This is a genomic window from uncultured Limimaricola sp. (assembly GCF_964022235.1).
GTDB lineage: Bacteria > Pseudomonadota > Alphaproteobacteria > Rhodobacterales > Rhodobacteraceae > Limimaricola.
Map to the genome: position 1 here is coordinate 64218 of NZ_CAXHZL010000009.1, position 17484 is coordinate 81701.

Genomic DNA, 17484 nt, shown 5'->3' on the forward strand with positions numbered 1-17484 from the left:
ACGGAGTAGTCGGATGCCTGCCACGTTGCCCCGGTCTGGAACGCTACGCCTTCTCGGGGAGGGCCGAGTCGGTGAAACGCTCGAACTGCAAGGTGAGATCGGTGCGGATCAGCCCAGCCAATGGTTGCGCGACGGGATGCCGATCCGCGGCGCGACGGCGCGCAGCTACAAGGTGCTCGAGGCCGATGACGGAGCGGATCTGACCTGCGCCATCGGTCACGGGTCACGCCGCGCAGGAAACGTGCAAATCGCCCCGGCACGTCCGGTTCGCAGCGCGCCCCCGCGTGTCACGAACACGCTCTTCGACGAGATTCTTGATCAGGATAGCGGCACCTTCGAGCTTGATCCGAACGATTTGTTCGAAGGCCTGGCCATGCGCTTTTCGGTGAGCGGTCCGGGGCTGCGCCTGTCTGCGGACGGCAGCATTGTCATGATCGATACTCATGACGAGCTTTCAGGAGCGGACGTCGCCATCGAAGCTCGGAATTCGGGCGGTGTGGCACGGGTGGCTTTCCGTCTGACCGTGGAGCCGGTCGCGCCCGGAGAAGGCCATGTGACGCAAGAGATGTGGCGGCTGAGCGCGGATGGTGCCGGGATCGACATTCTGGAGCTACCGCGCGCGGGGCGTGAACCGGTGCGCGCGCTCGAAATCGCGTTCGGGACGACGCCGTCGGCCCCGGTGAGATTGCCGGCGCGGACCGGTCGGATCGCGCTCGACCTTCCGCCGGGCCCGGTCTGGCTGCGTGCGGTGCTCGACCGCGGTCATGGACCATGGTGTCGGTCTCGGGCAGAAGGAGCCGCGGAAGCAGTTTGCGTCGAACCTTCGCGTATTCGGGGGCGACGCTTTCAACCCGGTGAAACCCTTTTGGCTGATCCGGGGGTCATTCAAGGAGCTGGGCCACAGGGCCCGACCATGCGCTGGCTCCGCGACGGGGTCGAAATCCCCGGCGCCACCGAGGTCACCTACCGGCTGCAGCCCTTGGATGTGGGTGCGCATCTGCAATTCGAACTAGTTGCGGGCAGCGCGATCGACAGCGTCGATCTGCCCGAGATCTCTGCGGCCGACCCCCGTTGGGAAACTCGGTTCGAGACCCAGGCCGACGTCGATGCCTGGTCGACGAACGACCGCCGCACCACCTTGTCCTTGCAAGAGCCTGACGCGGGCCTGCCGACGGCCGCGGGTCAAATGGCCATGGAGGTAATTGGCGACACCAGAAGCAAGAACTATCCCGAAGCGTTTCTCGATTTCGAGGTCGAGCCGGAGACGCGGTATCGCTTCGAGATCGATCTCGCTGGCAAAACGCACGGCACCCTTACCCGGTTCAGAGCCGGAACACCGGGCGATCCGAGCGCCAACACCAAGGCCGACAACGGCCGAGATTACTGGGGCAAGTCCGGCGGGACCTATTCGGGACGGTTCGGGGCAAGTTTCGAAACCGCTCCGGGGCAGCGGTTGGTACGTCTTTCGGTGGCGATGCCGCCTCAACCCGGCGCGGTGACAACCCTCGAAGGGGTGGCGTTGGAAAACCTCGACGCCGGGCCCGGTCCCCTCCCGATCCAAGGGAAGGGCGGCGTTCAGGCGCAGCCCGAGGACGCGGCGGTTTACTTCATCGATTACCGCGATGGCGACAACTCCGCAGATGGGTTGAGCCCCGAGACCGCCTTCCGGACGGCCCCTTGGGTCTTCATTCCTCCCGGATCGGAGCTGATCTTCAAAGGCGGGGTGCGCTACCGGGAGCCGATCACGCTTGGCAATGACGGCACGCCGGATCTGCCGATCACCTTCGACCTGACCGGCGAGCGCTTTGGCTCGGGGCCGGCGGTGCTCGATGGCAGCCAGATCTTACAAGGTCTCGCGCCGGTAGAGACGGACGGCAACCGGCTCGTCGGTCCGTGGCCGCAGGGGCAAAATCCTCTTTCTGCGGGGATATACCAAGGTGATGTCAAGCTGGCCCTGTGCCAGTTGCCGACACCGTCGGACCTGCAGTTTCCCTCCATGACCTCCGAGTATTTCCGGGCAGAGGAGATGACCGCAACCCGGGTCACCAGTTCCGAATTCGCCGCGCTGCACGCGGTCGAGGATCTGACGAAGAACACTTGGCTGCGGCTCTGGGGCGGCGCCAACGCGCTGGCCGATATCCGGATCGCGGCCTTCGACGGGGTCGATACCGTCACCCTTGCCGCCCCGTTCAAACCCTACAAAGAAGCAGATCGCTGGCGCTTCGCGGTTCTGAACCATCCAGCCGGGTTGCGGCAGCCGGGGCAGTTTCGACAGACGGAGGATCAGGCCGGGATCGAGCTCATTCGGCTTGGCGGCACGAAGTCCGGCGAAGAGGTCTCTTTCATCGGCGGCCAAGCCAACGCAATCTTGCGGGGCAGTCACGTGCGATGGCTCGGCGGCATCATCGAAAAGACCGGTGGGCCGGGGCTTGGCGTGGCTTCCGCGGACGGCCAGAGGCTTTTTGATGTGCGGCTGCGTGGCGTTCGACTGCGCGATGTTTCCAGCGCGCAGGCCGCGATCCAGCTTGAACGGGTAGAGGGCGGTCAGGTCGTCGATTGCGAAGTCGCCGACTGCGCCTTGGGCGGGATCAGGCTTGAAAGTTGTTCCGGCATCGTGGTGCGCAACAACACCGTCGATCGCTGCGTCTCGACGCTTCTCGGCCTGTACTATCGGACCAACCATTGCGAGGTGATCGGCAACCGGATCGGCAATCGCACCGGCAAGCATGGCAATGGCATGACCGCCTACTGGGGCTGCCACGATCTCACCTTCGCCTTCAACTCAATCCGTTCGCTCGAGAGCGGTTTGATCGGCCTGACCTCGCAGAATCTGGGCCAGGGGCCGGGCACCACCGGTCTGCGCGTGGTGTTCAACGAATTCGTGACCTCCGTGACCTCGATCGGAATGTGGGGCAGCAAGTTCAGCGTCGCCGACTGGCCGGACGAGGGGCGCAATTTCATCGCCAACAACATTTTCTACAATCCGCCCGGATCGAGCCAGTACGGCGTCTTCTTCCAACGCCCCGAAACCGCGATGGACACGACCTTGATCAACAACATCGCCAGCGCGATCTCGGACCCGCAGGGAGGATTGCTCGACCAGCGTCGGCAAACCGCCTATGGGATCGAGGCGCTGAGCATCGTGGCCGGTGGGCAGGGATATGCCGAGGGTGACGAGCTAGGGGTGCCCGATTGGGGCGGCGACAACCGCATCAAGGTAACCTCGGTCGACGGGCAGGGTGCGATATTGGGATTGAGAGTGATGGGCAGCCGCAATGCTCTTGAACCGCCAGCGCAGCCGAACGACATGGCCTTGGGCGGCGGATCGGGCCGCGGCGCGCGGATCGCGGTGACCTTGCGCCCGACAAACCTCAAGCTGCGCAGCCATAATGTCTATATCGGCGACCGACCGAAATACAGGATGGAGACAGGTCGCATGCGCGTCTTCGGAGACCTGCCCGGTTGGCAGACCTCGCGGCGAATCCCCTATTTCGCCGACGTGACGTCGCCCGATTTGCAGGACTGGGATCTGCGCCCCGGCGAAGCGAAGCTGGGCGGGGGCTATCCTTGGCGCTTCGAGTTGCCGCATGAGCGTTTTCCCGATTTTCCCGAGGCGGGGATCGAGGTATCGCATATCGGTCGCTACCTGCCCGACGGCAGTGACGTCTGGGACTGGCGCGGGTCATGAAGCCGCCTCACAGGGCTCGGCTCCACCCGGTCGGCACCAGCAAGAAAAAGACCAACACGGGAAGCTGAATGCACACTGCGATACTGAATCTGCACGGGCTGGGCCGCCCACCCCAGCCCTTGCCCGACGGCGAGGCGCGCTATTGGGTCGGCCCAGATCTGTTGGCCGCCGCTATCGAACTGGCCGCCAAGCATCGCGACGAGGTGCGCACGCTGTTCACCTTCGACGATGGCAATCGCTCGGATATCGAGATCGGCGCGCCGATGCTTGCCGCGGCGGGGCACCAAGCGACGATCTTCGTTCTGGCGGATCGGATCGATGCGCCGCATTACCTCTCGCAAGACGACATCTCGGCGTTGCAGGCGATGGGGCATGCGATCGGAAGCCACGGTGCGGCGCATCTCGACTGGACCGCGCAGGATGCCACGACGCTCGACCGCGAACTGGGCGAAGCGCGCGTGCGGATCGAGACGGTGGCGGGACACTCCGTGACCGAAGCCGCGATTCCGTTCGGGCGCTACAACGCCCGCGTACTCAAAGCCCTGCGACAGGCCGGATTTTCGCGCGTGTATTCGAGTGATGGCGGTGTCGCGCGCATGAGCGCGTGGCCCGTGGCGCGCACTTCCCTTACCGACAAGATGACCCCCGCCTCGCTCGAGGCGATCATCACCGGGCGCGAAGCGCCGACGCGCCGATTGCGGCGCCGCGTTGCCGTCGCCGTGAAATCGAGGATCTGACATGGCCCATGTTTTGATCGGCTTTGCCGAGGCGCTGCCCGCGCCCGAGGTCTTCTTTTCGCTGCATGACGCGGGTCATACCGTCTCGGCTTTTGCCCGCGAAGGCTGCCGTGCGCCCATTACCCGACATCTGCCACTGGTCGGCTTGCACGAGATCGCAGCGCCAGAGCGCGATGCTGCCGCATCGGCGGCACAACTGCGGGCCATTTTCGATGGCCCGGATGCGCCGGAGCTGGTGCTGCCGCTCGACGACGCCGCGCTGTGGCTGACCGGGCGCGCAGAGTTGTCCGCCGGACGCATTGCCGGAGCGGAAGGATCCCGGTCGCGTCTTGCCCTCGACAAGACGCTGCAGGTCGCGGCCGCCGAAGCCGCGGGCTTTGCGGTGCCGCGGACGGTGGTGGTACAACGGGCGGCGGATCTTTCGGCCCCCTTGCCCTATCCGGCGATCGCCAAGCCAGCGCTGGCCATCGCCGAACGCGACGGCGCCATCGCCAAGGACAAGGTGCATTATCTCGATGGGGCGTCGGACGCGGCCAGATTGGCACGCGAGATCGAGGCGGGCGGCGATGACGCGGCACCGCTTTTGGTGCAGCCGCTCATCGCCGGGGTTGGCGAGGGGCTGTTCGGCTTTGCTACGGCACAGGGTGTCACCCACTGGTCCGGGCATCGCCGGCTGCGGATGATGAACCCGCATGGATCGGGGTCGAGCGCCTGTGCCGCCCTGACGCCGGAGCCCGAGCTGATCGCCGCCGCGACCCGCTTCGTCGAGGCGGCAGAGTGGCGCGGCCCCTTCATGATCGAGCTGTTGCGCGACGCTGCGGGTACGGCCTGGTTCATGGAGTTGAATGGTCGGATGTGGGGGTCGATGGCCTTGGCACGTGGCCGTGGACTCGACTACCCGGCCTGGGCCGTAGCACAGGCGCAAGAGCCGGGATACGCGCCTCCGGTCGGGTCCACCTCTGAGACCGATCCCACCGAGGCGCGGCATCTGGGGCGGGATCTTCTGCACCTACTTTTCGTATTGCGCGGGCCCAAGACCGATTTCTACCGAGAGGGCTGGCCCCGCATCGGCGAGAGCCTGTCGGGCGTCCTGCGTCCCCGGCGAGACCGGGTGAGCTACAATGCGCATCCCGATTTCCCGGGGTTCGCCATGCGCGAGGCGCTTTATACCCTGCGCTGTGGTCTTGGGGGACGGGGATGAGGGTCGTCCTGCATTGCCATTCGACATGGTCCTATGACGGTCACTGGACGCTTGGCCGCATCGCGAAAACCTTCGGCGCGCTAGGGGTCGACGCGGTGATGATGACCGAACACGACACCGGCTTCGATCCGGGACGTTTCGGCGCCTACCGTCAGGCCTGCGCCGAGGCCTCGACCCGACGCTGCAAGCTCATTCCAGGGATCGAATATTCCTCACCCGACAACGACATCCACCTGCTGACTTGGGGGCTCGACCGGTTTCTGGCCGAGCACCGGCCTGTGATGGAGACCTTGCGTGCGATCCGCCAGAGCGGAGGTGTCGCGGTCTTTGCCCATCCGGTGCGGCGTGAGGCGTGGCGACGTTTCGAGTCGGATTGGGTGCCCTATCTGTCGGCGATCGAGCTGTGGAACCGTAAGTCCGACGGGCTGACCTGGGGCCGCGAGGCGGAACGGCTGATCGCCGAGACCGGCCTGCCCGCGACGGTCGGCATGGATTTTCACCGCGCGCGCCATCTCTATGCGCTCAGCAATCGCGTCGCCGTGGATCGGGGCGGCGACCTCGAAGCCGATCTCGTGTCGGCGGTTCGGTCCGGCACGTTGCGGCCGATGGCGCTGGGGCGGCCGCTGCTGGATGCGCAGGGCCGTCCCGACGGGCCGCATGACCGCCTGGAGCAGTGGCGCCGCGCTACGCTCAAGCGGCTTCGGGGACGCTAGGCCCGGCGCGGCGAAGTGGCGGGCAGGGCAGCGATTGCCTGGGCCGCCCGCGCCTCATAGGCGCCGAGCCGCGCGTCCACTCCGCGCATGGCCTGCGCCATCTCTTGCGCGAGCCGATCGCGATCGGCGAAGCCGGCTTCGATCCGCGCAAGAATCTCGTCGTTGCTGTCGGTTTTGCAGTCGGCCACGTGGTCGTAGCCAAGCGTGCCGAAGACGCCGGCGAACTTTCGGCTGTAGGCCATCGGCACCACCGGCACGCCCGAGGAAAAGGCCGCGATGGTCGCGTGCATCCTCGCTCCCATGAAGAAATCCATCCCCGCAATGTAGCTCTTTGCCTCGATCGGTGAGGCAAAGACCGGAGCCAGCATCGTGCCGGGAAACTCTTCGGCCAGCGCGGCCGAGACCCTCTGGTCATCCTCCACTGCAATGTGCTCGGACTGAACATGACCGACGAGATGCAGCTCCACCCCGTCACGGGTCGAAAAGCGCGAGACGATCTCGCGAATCAGGCCGGGATAGTCGCCCTTGAGGCCGAACTGGTTGGACTGGGTATACCCGCCGTTGAACAGCAGCCCCGAGACATTGAGCCCGACCCGGATCTTGCCGTCATCGCGCAAAGCGGGCGGGGTATAAGGCAGGCCCATCGCGACATCCGTGGTCTCGAGGATCTCGGCCCGCAGGCCCAGCTCCTTGAGAAAGGCGGTCGACGGCGCGTCGCGGCTGGTGACAAAGGCCGAGCGGTTCATCACGGCACGCGCCAGCGGCGGCGACCACCATTTGTCGAAGGGCCCCACCGTCTGCGGTGACAGCACCAGCGGCTTGCCCGCCGCGAGGCTGCGCGCCTTGCTTAGCCAGATCGTCAGGAACCGCTTGAAGCCGTAGATGTCGGTGAAACTGTCGCCACCGCCGATGTCGAAGACGATGTCGCAGCGCGCGATGTCGGCGGCGACCTGGCCACCGGGCCGCATCAGGTGACGCGTGCGAAACGGGCGATGCTCGATATCCGGGGCGGTGAGGTAATCGGGCCGCGGATCGCGCCAGCCCAGAATCAGGAAATGCGCCTCGCGCCCGGTGGTCCGCGCCGCGCGGCGCAGTATCTCTATGTTGGCGAGCGTCAGCGCGCCGACACCGAGATTGTCGGAGTTCATGGAATGCCAGAACAGGCCGATCGTGACCTTGGGCAGCGGGGAAGAGGAGTTGGGCACGTAACGGCTCCGATACGGGAACGGGACAGGCGATTGGCAAACCAATGCAAGTTGGGGCTTCCGGTCGCAAGCCCTGTCCGGCATGAGGGGGGGCAAATGGGGATCGACCGCACCGCCCGTGAGGCGGGCGGGGTTCGGAGGCGGCGTGACACCGAAAGCGGAATTTCTGACGCGTGTCGAGCGCGGTGATCTGTGCAGCGGCTGCGGTGGTTGCGCGCTCGCCTCGGGCGGTGCCATCGAGATGGAGCTCAGTGCGCCGGGCTTTCTGCGCCCGGTTCAGCGCGCCGCAATCCCGGAAGAGACCGACCGGAGCATCGCGGCGATCTGTCCCGGCTTGGGCCAGACACTTGACCGGCGGGCCACGCATGACGACGTGCTCTGGGGCCCTTATGAAGAGATGCGCACCGGCTGGGCCAGCGCGCCCGACCTGCGCCACGCCGCCTCTTCGGGCGGAGCCTTGTCGGCGGTGCTCGGCTGGTTGATCGAAAGCGGGATGGTCGAGGCCGCGGTGCATGTGGCCGCGGACTCCGACCGGCCCACGGCCAACCGTGTCACCGTCTCGCGCGACGCTGCCGAGATCAAGGCGGCGGCGGGCTCGCGCTATGCGCCCTCGGCCCCGCTCGCGGCGCTCGGCCCGCTCATCGCGCAGGGCGGGCGCTATGCCTTCGTGGGCAAACCATGCGATATCGTGGCCTTGCGCGCCCTTGCGCGGCAGGACGCGCGGATCGACGCGTGCTTTCCTGTCATGCTGTCGTTCTTCTGCGCCGGCGTGCCTTCTCTCGCAGGGGCGGACGCGGTGCTCGCCGCTCTCGGCACGGCGCCGGATCAGGTGACCGGGTTCCGTTACCGCGGCAATGGCTGGCCCGGAGAGGCGACCGCGACGCTTCGCGACGGCACGGCCCGTTCGATGAGCTATCATGACAGCTGGGGCAAGATCCTCTCGGGGCATGTGCAACGACGCTGCAAGATCTGCCCCGATGGCACCGGCAAGGAGGCCGATCTGGTTTGCGCGGATGCATGGCAGTCCGACGCGCGGGGCTATCCGCTATTCACCGAGCAGGAGGGTGTCAGCCTCGTCGTGGCGCGCACCCCGCTGGGTCGCGACCTCATGGCGGGCGCCGAGGCAGCGGGGGCGCTGACGACAGGAGGCTTCGACGTCGCCACGCTAGACCGCATGCAGCCCGGCCAGTCGGGACGCCGCCGCGCGGTTCTGGCACGACTGGCCGGCCTGCGCCTCGCGGGCCGCCCGATCCCGCGCTACCGTGGCTTGAGGCTCGCCGAAATGGCACGGAGCAACACCGTGAAGGGCAACCTTCGCAACATGTTGGGGATGTTCAAACGGGCGATGGGTACTCCGGGAAGGCGCCGCAAACTCTAGAGATTGATTTTCGGCAATCCAAACGGGTCAGCGCCATCGGCGCATTTTATTTGAATTGCAGAGAAATCTAAAGGCGGCCTGCTTGATAAAGAGCGGCCATCGGCCGCGCAAGAAACTTCGCAGCGATTCTGCGGGCGACTCTTTTCCGGTCGTTTGGCAGCGTATCGAGATTGGGCGGCGAATAGCCGAACCTGCGATAGTCCGCTTGATAGTATTCGTGAATAAGCTGCGCATCCTGGCGGGCTATCAAAGGGCGCGCAACCTCGGTCGACTTCAACTCATGTGGAATGGTCCCATTTCTGGGTGTCCCTACGGTGCGCGAGAGATATGCCACGACATCGTCGAAGCCATTCTCCAGATTGAAGACTTCGATGTTGGCGTCTGGCACGAAATCAACTTGTGGCCGTATATGGTTGTCGCACAAGTTCGGAGCGTATCGGGACGCCGCCAATACAATTTCCAGCCATGAGGAAAAGGAACCAAATCGTAGGTGCGGATAGAGGTGTCTCTTGGCGCGCTGATATCTGTATTCGCTGATGATCCTTTCCAAGGGGTCCCTGACCACGGTGAACATGACATCGGGGCGTACCCCGATGCGCGCAGATGCCTCGTCCCACGACAGGTGTTGCGGAGAGCTACTTCCATCGACGTGCGATATGCCTTTCCGTCGCCATTCCTTATTCCATCCCCGATCCAAGAGTTTGATGCTCTCTGAATGCGCAGTGAGGAAGCTTTCAAGGCTGGAGCCACCCGCTTTGGGGCAGTGTGCAAAATACACGCGAAGGGATCCGATAACGAATAGCGGCATCTTTCAACTCTTTGGCAGCTTGCTTACTCCTGCTCCAAGACGTCCTTGAGATAGGCGCCATAGGCATTCTTGCCAAACAGCTGCGCCTGTTTGCGCAGGGTGGCGGCGTCGGTCCAGCCTTTTTGGAAGGCGATCTCGTCGGGGCTGCCGGTCTGCATTCCCTGACGGCTCTCGAGCGTGCGCACAAAATTACCGGCGTCGAGGAGCGAGCCATGGGTGCCGGTGTCGAGCCAGGCATAGCCGCGGCCCATCTTTTCGACCCGCAGATCGCCCTCGCCGAGATAGCTTTCGAGCAGGGTCGTGATTTCGAGTTCGCCGCGATCGGAAGGCGTGACCTTGCGGGCGCGGGCCGAAGCGGTGCCGTCGAGAAAGTAGAGCCCGGTGACAGCATAGTTCGACGGCGGCACCTTGGGCTTTTCGATGATGGCCCGTGCGCGGCCGTCGCTATCGAAATCGACCACGCCGTAACGCTCGGGATCGGAGACATGGTATCCGAAGACTGTCCCGCCTGTCGTGCGGGCATCCGCCTCGGCCAGCATGTCGGGCAGGCCGTGCCCGAAAAAGATGTTGTCTCCCAAGACCATCGCCGAGGGCGCGCCGTCCAGGAACTCTTCGGCGAGGATATAGGCTTGGGCCAGCCCCTCAGGCTCAGGCTGCACGATATAGGTGAGCTTAATGCCCCATTGCGACCCATCCTGAAGCGTGCGGCGGAACTGCTCCTGATCCTGCGGAGTGGTGATGATGGCGATCTCGCGGATCCCTGCCAGCATCAGCACCGACAGCGGATAGTAAATCATGGGCTTGTTGTAGATCGGCAAAAGTTGCTTCGAGAGGCCGATGGTGATCGGGTAGAGCCGGGTGCCTGAGCCTCCGGCAAGAATGATGCCCTTGCGGGAGGTTGTGGTCATACTCTAGCTCCAAGATTTGTAAGGACACGGTCGAGGCCGTCGCGCCAGTCGGGGCGGGCGAGGCGGAAGGCCTCCTCGGTGCTGCGGCAGTCGAGCCGCGAATTGAGCGGGCGCGGCGCGGGCGTGGGGTAGTCGGCGCTCGGGATATCTTCGATCCGGCAAGGCAGCCCGGCGCGCGCCATGATCTCGCGGGCGAAATCGGCCCAGCTTGCGTCGGGCGCGCCCGAGAAATGATGGATGCCGCCCATTGCAGGCTCTGCTGCAAGGGTTTCGGCGATCCGGACGCAGGCGCGCGCGATGGCATCCGCGGGCGTCGGGCCGCCGATCTGGTCGGCCACCACGCGCAGGGTGTCGCGCTCGGCCCCGAGGCGCAGCATGGTTTTCACGAAGTTCGCGCCATGCGCCGAGAACACCCACGAGGTGCGCAGCACTGCCCAGCCGGCGGGGTTGGCGGCCTGCGCCACGCCGATCTCGCCTTCGCGCTTGGTGCGGCCATAGGCGCCCAAGGGTGCGGTTGGCGCGTCCGGGGAAAAGGGCGTCTCGCCCGCGCCGTCAAAGACGTAATCGGTCGAGATATGCACGAAGGGCAGCCCCGCATCCGCCGCGATCCGCGCCAGAAGGGCAGGCGAGGTGCCGTTCACCGCCAGCGCTTCGGCCTCCTGCGCCTCGGCCGCATCCACGGCGGTCCAGGCGGCGGCGTTGATGATCGCCTGCGCGGGAAATTCGCGCAGCAGTCCACGCACCACTTCGGCGGCAGCTTCGGGCTGCGACAGATCGGCCTCGTCGCGGCCCACGAGACGGATCTCGTGGCCGTCATCGGCGACCCGGGCGAGTTCGCGCGCAACCTGACCCGAACGTCCGAGAACCAGGAGCCTCATGGCGCGGCCCTCGCGGTGCCGAGCCGCTCGCCGACGCCGTCGCGCGCCTGCAACGGCCGCCACCACGCCTCGTTGTCGAGATACCACTGCACGGTGCGGCGCAGCCCCTCCTCGACCGTGACCGAAGGCCGCCAGCCCAGCTCTTGCTGGATGCGCGACGGATCGATCGCATAGCGCGCGTCATGGCCGGGCCGATCCGCGACAAAGGCGATCTGATCGGCGTAGGAGCCGCTGGCCTTGGGCCGGATCTCGTCGAGCAGGGCGCAGAGCGTGCGCACCAGATCGAGGTTCGTGCGCTCGTTCTCGCCGCCGATGTTGTAGCTGCGCCCCACCGCGCCGCGCTCCAGCACCGTGAGCAGCGCGTCGGCGTGGTCCTCGACATAGAGCCAGTCGCGGATGTTCTCGCCACGCCCGTAGATCGGCAGTTCGCGACCGGCGAGCGCGTTCAGGATCACCACCGGCACCAGCTTTTCGGGGAAATGATAGGGGCCGTAGTTGTTCGAGCAGTTGGTGAGCACCACCGGCAGGCCGTAGGTCTCGTGCCAGGCCCGTACGAGGTGGTCGCTCGCCGCCTTGGAGGCCGAGTAGGGCGAGCGCGGGTCGTAGGGCGTCGTTTCGGTGAACTTGACCGCAGGGTCCATGGGCAGCGAGCCGAAGACCTCGTCGGTCGAGATGTGGTGGAAGCGGAACGCCTCCGGGCGGCCCTGCGCCTCCCAATAGGCGCGCGCCGCCTCGAGCATGTTGTAAGTGCCGGTGATGTTGGTCTCGACGAAATCGCCGGGCCCGTCGATCGAGCGGTCGACATGGCTTTCGGCGGCGAGATGCATCACCGCGTCGGGCATGTGACCGGCGAAGATCCGGTCGAGCGCCGCGCGGTCACGGATGTCGGCGTGCTCGAAGGCGTAGAGCGGGCTGTCCGCGACGCAAGCGATGTTGTCCAAGCAGGCGGCATAGGTCAGCGCGTCGAGATTGACGACATGGTGGCCACGCGCCACCGCGAGCCGCACCACGGCCGAGCCGATGAACCCGGCGCCGCCGGTGACGAGGATCTTCACGAAGGGGTCTCCCAAGGCAGTGGTGCGTCATAGCTGAATGGGCTCTCAAAGCCCTCAAATCGCGCGGCAATCGCATCTTTTTCCGACAACACCGCCTCGGCGGAGCTGTCCAACTGATCGAGCTGCCAGTCGATCCCCAAGTCTGGATCGTTCCACAAGAGCGCGCCTTCGGTTTCGGGCGCGTAGCCGTTGGAACATTTATAGACGATTTCCGTGTCGGGCAGGCGGGTGATGAACCCATGCGCGAATCCGGCCGGAACGAGCAGCTGGCGGCCGTTCTGCTCCGTCAATTCTACCGCGGTCCAGCGCCCGTAGTTCGGGCTGCCACGGCGGATGTCGACGGCGACGTCGAGCAGCGCACCCCGCCCGCAGCGCACCAGCTTGTGCTGGGCTCGAGGTGGCGCCTGAAAATGCAGACCGCGGACGGTGCCAGGCGTGGCCGAAAGCGAATGATTGTCCTGCACGAAATCGATCTCGATGCCGGCGTCCGACATGGCCGTCTTGGACCAGCTTTCCGAGAAATAGCCACGGTGGTCGCCAAATCGACGGGGTGTGACGGCGAGCACGCCCGGCAACGTGGTTTTCTCAATAAGCATCTGTAATCCAGGACAATCAGAATAACAGGCGTTCGCTTAGCACCCGTTCTCGAAAGTGTCACTATACCGATGGCTCGAAGGTCCTTTCGCGCAAGGGGGCAAAGTGAGCGGCCTCCGCCTGAACCGGGTCGACGGTTGCCATCCCATGGCGCGGTTTTCCTTGGCTTTCGTCGTCGCACAGGATGTCTTAGCCCGGTCGGCAACGGCGCCTTTGAGCGTGGCACGCGGGGTATGCCCTCAAAGTTGAAGAGCCTTGCAGGACGATGCGGTGCGCAGCTGATGGTCCCTAGTCGGGCCTCGCAGGACCTTTCGGCGGAAATCCCCATCTCGGTCGGCCGATTGTTTGCGCCTTCCGCGCGAACTTGACATGGTCACGACGTTTCTCGGCTTTGAACGGGCGCATGTCGTTATGCGTGTCGGTCGAGCCGCTGGCCGCTGGCACTTAATATGTTGGCAGAGCCGGGCTTTTGCGAAGTTTCGCCCTTTCAATGTCATTTTTGGTCTCGATACAGAACTCGGTTGGCCGAGTCGCGGCGCAACACGCCGCACGGGAATGCAGGATGCCGGAGGAAATGGTCATGCATCATTACCCAACCTCGAACGCCGATCTCGACGACATCGCGGTGGTGATCGAGCAGATGATGTTCGGTATGCCAAAGCCGCGAAGCAAGGCTGCGCCTTCACTCGCCCCTCAGATGCAAGACCGTTCGACCAAGGTGGCGATCGAACACAAGGCCCTGCCCGCCGTCATGCCCGCAGTGCGAAACCAGGATGAAAGTCCGATGGCCAAAGCCCGGATGCCGCTCCGCAGGTCGCCTGTGCGCGCGCCGCAGTTGCCGACCATGCCTTTGATCTCGGCAGCGCCGGCCTTCGACGTGGACTGCTTCGTCTTCAGCTGACGCCAGCCCGGGTTCGTGAACCGCGCGCGTCTGCCGCGGATCGCGCCGCATCCCCTACCGTGCGACCTTGGCCTTTACAGGTCCTTCAAATGTCGCGACGCGACCCCCCATGCAAGGGGCCGCGTCTTCTGGCGTGCGTCCCGACCAGGCCCGGTCGGAACGCACGGTCAGCGCGTCGGGTCAGCGTGCGATCACTCGGCCGCGAACTGGTTCATCGTGTTCGCATGACCCCCGGCCTTGAGCGCGCGGTCGCCCCCGACCATGACCTTGAAGCTGTCGCCCAGATCCGAGCCGACCTCGTGCTGGTGCTTGACCGCCGATATGCCGCGCCGGATTTCCTCGCGCTGCACGGTGGCGACATAGGCGAGCATCCGGTCTTCGCCGAAGTAGCCGCGCGACAGTTCGTCCACCGATTTTGCGGTCAGGTGGAAGGTCGGCAGGGTGATCAGGTTGTGGAACACGCCCGCCTTGGTCGAGATGTCGTACTGGAACCGCTTGAGCCGCGCGTCGGCCTCGCGGCCCAGATCGGTGTCGTCGTAATCGGCCTTCATCAGCTGGGTGCCGTCCGGGTAGTCCGTCTCGGCGATCCGGCCCTCGCCGATCCAATCCTCGCGCACCTGACGGCGCAGGTTGAGGGTCCAGTTGAACGAGGGCGAGTTGTTGTAGACCAGCTTGGCCTTCGGGGCCTTTTCGCGGATCTCGTCCACCATGCTGGCGATCTCGGCGACATTTGGCGTGTCTGTCTCGATCCAGATCAGATCCGCGCCGCCGTCGTTGAGTGAGGCCACGCAATCCTCGATGACCCGGGCGCGGCCGGTATCAGCCTTGAAGCGCACGAGGCCGTTGGGCAGGCGTGCAGGCTTGGCCCAGCCGCCGTCGCGCCACAGCGCGATCTCGCCCTCGGTGGGCTGGCCCGCGAAGCTCTCGGTCTCGATCCACTTGAGGTATTCGGCCGCGTGATCGCCGGTCTGCTGGCTCACCGGGAGCTTTTGCGTCAGGCCTGCGCCAAGGCTGTCGGTACGGGCGACGATCACGCCTTCGGTGACGCCCAGCTCCTCAAAGGCCATGCGGCAGGCGCGCAGCTTTTCGATGAAATCCTCGCGCGGGACCGTGACCTTGCCGTCCTGATGGCCGCATTGCTTGGCATCGGAGACCTGGTTCTCGATCTGCAGGCAGCAGGCACCCGCCTTGATCAACTCCTTGGCCAAAAGATAGGTCGCGTGCTCGTTGCCGAAACCCGCGTCGATGTCGGCGATGATCGGCACGACGTGGCTTTCGAAGTTGTCGATCGCGGTGACGGCGGCGCGCTCGGCCTCATCGTCGCCGCTCTCGCGCGCCTTGTCGAGGGCGCGGAACAGGTCGTTGAGCTCGACCTCGTCGGCTTGGCGCAGCGAGACGTAGATCTCTTCGATCAGATCGGCCACGGCGGTTTTTTCATGCATCGACTGATCCGGCAGGTGGCCCCAGCGGTTGCGCAGCCCCGCGACCATCCAGCCCGAGAGATAGACGTAGGCGCCCTTGGTGGTGCCGCGCAGCCGCTTGACCGAGCGGATCATCTGCTGCGCGTGAAAGCCGGACCAGCAGCCCAAGGATTGGGTGAAATGCTCAGGATCGGCGTCATAGGCGGCCATGTCGGCGCGCATCACCTTGGCCATGTCGCGGGCGATGTCGAGGTGGGTGTTGTAAGTGTTCTGCATTTGCAGTTGCAGGATGTCGTCGATGCCGATGCCGCCGGGGGCGGAGCCTTCCGGAAAGCGCGAGGCGAGGCTCGCGCGGCGCTCGGCATAGGTCTTTCGGCTCTGGGGGGTCATGTCGGTCATTGCATTCGGTCCTTGTCGATGAATTGGGGGAAGGGGCGGGGGTCGGTGGCGCCCGCGTAAAAATCAGTCGAGCGTGTCGAGCAGCGGTGCCGCGAGGCGGGCGACGTGGTCGGGCTGCGGCGTGGCGCAGGCGGCCTCCTGCACGATCCGCGCAGCCGAGGCATAGCGGCCGCGGTGGAAACTGTGCGGGCCCAGCCACTCGACCAGCGCCACAATTTCCTCGTGGATCAGCTCGGCCAGCCAGTCGGCGGTCATGCGGCGGCTGTCGCCCGCCTCCATCTCGACCGTTGTGCCATGAGCCAGCCATTGGCCCAGCCGGGCGCGGGCGAGATCGGCCGAGGCGAGGCCGTGCAGGCTGTCATCGATGCGGACCGGGCCGCGACCGGCGATCCATGCGGCAAGCGCGCCGATGGCGATGTGGACGGTGCCGCGCAGCCCGGCTTCGGTGACGGGGCCGGTGTGAGGCTTCAGGAGCATCTCTGGGCTGATCCGGAAATACTGGCGCGGTTTGCCGATCTGGTGCGTGCCGGGCAGGGCGCGCGAGGTGGCCTCGCGGGCGGGCTCGACCCGTTCGGGCGTGGCGAGCCACATACCGTCGCAGCCTTCGTCGAGCGGACGGCGCAGCGCGCCTGCGTCACTGCTGTCGGGGGCTTCGGCGATGGCGTGGGTGCCACGACGATGCGCGACCTTGACCATGCGCGCGGCGCAGGTGCCCAAGAAGGCGGCCTCGGGGTCAAGCATCGCGGGCAGCACCGCGTCGGCATGGGCGCGCATCAGCCGCAGGTAGGAGGCGGTAAGCGGGGCGCGGCGCATCGTCAGGCCAAGCGCGCGGCCCTTCAGCTCCCAAAGGATTTCGTCCATCTCGAAGCCCGCGTTGACGCTCTCGAGAGAGACCTCGGCGCGGATCGTGCCGGGGGCGAGGCCCGCGCGCTCCTCGACGATGTCGAGGATCTCGGACCAGAGCCGCGCCTCGCGGTGGCCGTCGATGCCGCCAAGTTGCAGAAACGGCCCCTTGTCGCGCGCCGAGAGCGGTGCGGCGAGATGGGTGACGATGAGCGCGATGTCGAACAACCCCGCCGAGACCGGGTGACCGCCGATCAGCAGCGCCGGCTCGTCCCGGCCAAGCGGGCGCGGACGGATCAGCATCGGCGTGTGATCATCGGGGGCCTCGATCAGAGCTGCGATCCCGGCGATCAGGTTGGCGAAGCCGGGCGCCGTGGTTTCGTCGAGATCGACCAGCAGCGTCGAGGCACCGCAGCTTCGGGCCATGGCCAGAGCCCCGGCTTCGGCGGCGCTGGCGAGGCCGATGCGACGGTCGCGCAGACCCTCGGGCGCTGGGGTGCACGTCCACATGCCTTTGCGGATGCCTGCGGTGTCTTCGAGATAGTCGGGCAGGCGGCCTTCGTCGGCACGCTCCTGACGGCGATCGCGGGCGACCGAAAGCGCCTGCATCTTTGGCGCGAAGCGGGTCTGGAGTTCTGCCGCGAGGGCGAGGGCCTCTTCGGTCAGGACGCGATCGGCACCGGGCACGTCGCGCAGCAGGACCGGCTTCGGGGCGGCGGGGGCATGGACGAGATCGAGAGACATCTGCGTGACCT

At 65.7% G+C, this 17484-nt stretch carries 14 protein-coding genes; 6 read left to right on the forward strand and 8 right to left on the reverse strand.

Annotation, left to right across the window (positions count from 1 at the left end; translation table 11 throughout):
- Positions 1 to 13 precede the first annotated feature (13 nt).
- The 4 genes from AADJ02_RS12325 to AADJ02_RS12340 all read left to right on the forward strand — a co-directional run bounded on the left by AADJ02_RS12325 (position 14) and on the right by AADJ02_RS12340 (position 6339).
- Positions 14 to 3688 (forward strand): right-handed parallel beta-helix repeat-containing protein, encoded by a 3675-nt coding sequence (locus tag AADJ02_RS12325; protein WP_341213311.1) that lies wholly within the window; start codon positions 14 to 16, stop codon positions 3686 to 3688.
- A 68-nt stretch (positions 3689 to 3756) separates the two neighbouring features.
- Positions 3757 to 4425, forward strand: a complete 669-nt coding sequence (locus AADJ02_RS12330) for a polysaccharide deacetylase family protein (RefSeq protein ID WP_341213312.1) — start codon at positions 3757 to 3759, stop codon at positions 4423 to 4425.
- A gap of 1 nt (position 4426) precedes the next feature.
- On the forward strand, positions 4427 to 5626 hold the full coding sequence (locus tag AADJ02_RS12335) for a hypothetical protein (RefSeq protein WP_341213313.1): 1200 nt from the start codon (positions 4427 to 4429) through the stop codon (positions 5624 to 5626).
- A complete protein-coding gene (locus AADJ02_RS12340; RefSeq protein ID WP_341213314.1) occupies positions 5623 to 6339 on the forward strand; it encodes a hypothetical protein in 717 nt (238 codons plus the stop codon). The genes AADJ02_RS12335 and AADJ02_RS12340 overlap by 4 nt, the downstream gene beginning before the upstream one ends.
- On the opposite strand, the gene AADJ02_RS12345 is transcribed toward AADJ02_RS12340, so the two are convergent.
- Positions 6336 to 7544, reverse strand: a complete 1209-nt coding sequence (locus tag AADJ02_RS12345; RefSeq protein ID WP_341213315.1) for a polysaccharide pyruvyl transferase family protein — start codon at positions 7542 to 7544, stop codon at positions 6336 to 6338. The two genes, AADJ02_RS12340 and AADJ02_RS12345, sit on opposite strands and share 4 nt — an antisense overlap.
- A 145-nt stretch (positions 7545 to 7689) precedes the next feature.
- Between AADJ02_RS12345 and AADJ02_RS12350 the strand changes: the two genes are divergently transcribed.
- Positions 7690 to 8922 (forward strand): Coenzyme F420 hydrogenase/dehydrogenase, beta subunit C-terminal domain, encoded by a 1233-nt coding sequence (locus AADJ02_RS12350; RefSeq protein WP_341213316.1) that lies wholly within the window; start codon positions 7690 to 7692, stop codon positions 8920 to 8922.
- Positions 8923 to 8989: 67 nt separating this feature from the next.
- Here AADJ02_RS12350 and AADJ02_RS12355 read toward each other — a convergent pair whose 3' ends face one another.
- From AADJ02_RS12355 to rfbC, 5 genes are read right to left on the reverse strand one after another with little or no spacing between them, the layout of a single operon-like run.
- Complete coding sequence (locus tag AADJ02_RS12355) at positions 8990 to 9730, reverse strand: sulfotransferase family 2 domain-containing protein (RefSeq protein ID WP_341213317.1); 741 nt, start codon at positions 9728 to 9730, stop codon at positions 8990 to 8992.
- Positions 9731 to 9753: 23 nt separating this feature from the next.
- Positions 9754 to 10638: a glucose-1-phosphate thymidylyltransferase RfbA gene (rfbA, locus tag AADJ02_RS12360; protein ID WP_341213318.1), complete on the reverse strand. Its 885-nt coding sequence runs from the start codon at positions 10636 to 10638 to the stop codon at positions 9754 to 9756.
- Positions 10635 to 11516, reverse strand: coding sequence for a dTDP-4-dehydrorhamnose reductase (gene rfbD / locus AADJ02_RS12365; RefSeq protein ID WP_341213319.1), 882 nt, complete (start codon positions 11514 to 11516; stop codon positions 10635 to 10637). Before rfbD ends, rfbA begins: the two co-directional genes overlap by 4 nt.
- Complete coding sequence (gene rfbB, locus AADJ02_RS12370; RefSeq protein ID WP_341213320.1) at positions 11513 to 12571, reverse strand: dTDP-glucose 4,6-dehydratase; 1059 nt, start codon at positions 12569 to 12571, stop codon at positions 11513 to 11515. Before rfbB ends, rfbD begins: the two co-directional genes overlap by 4 nt.
- Positions 12568 to 13167 (reverse strand): dTDP-4-dehydrorhamnose 3,5-epimerase, encoded by a 600-nt coding sequence (gene rfbC, locus AADJ02_RS12375; RefSeq protein WP_341213321.1) that lies wholly within the window; start codon positions 13165 to 13167, stop codon positions 12568 to 12570. The genes rfbB and rfbC overlap by 4 nt, the downstream gene beginning before the upstream one ends.
- A gap of 560 nt (positions 13168 to 13727) precedes the next feature.
- Here rfbC and AADJ02_RS12380 point away from each other — a divergent pair.
- A complete protein-coding gene (locus tag AADJ02_RS12380) occupies positions 13728 to 14066 on the forward strand; it encodes a hypothetical protein (protein WP_341213322.1) in 339 nt (112 codons plus the stop codon).
- Positions 14067 to 14257: 191 nt separating this feature from the next.
- Here AADJ02_RS12380 and AADJ02_RS12385 read toward each other — a convergent pair whose 3' ends face one another.
- Positions 14258 to 15886, reverse strand: a complete 1629-nt coding sequence (locus AADJ02_RS12385; RefSeq protein WP_341213323.1) for an isocitrate lyase — start codon at positions 15884 to 15886, stop codon at positions 14258 to 14260.
- Positions 15887 to 15949: 63 nt separating this feature from the next.
- On the reverse strand, positions 15950 to 17473 hold the full coding sequence (locus tag AADJ02_RS12390) for a malate synthase A (protein WP_341213324.1): 1524 nt from the start codon (positions 17471 to 17473) through the stop codon (positions 15950 to 15952).
- Positions 17474 to 17484: the final 11 nt, after the last annotated feature.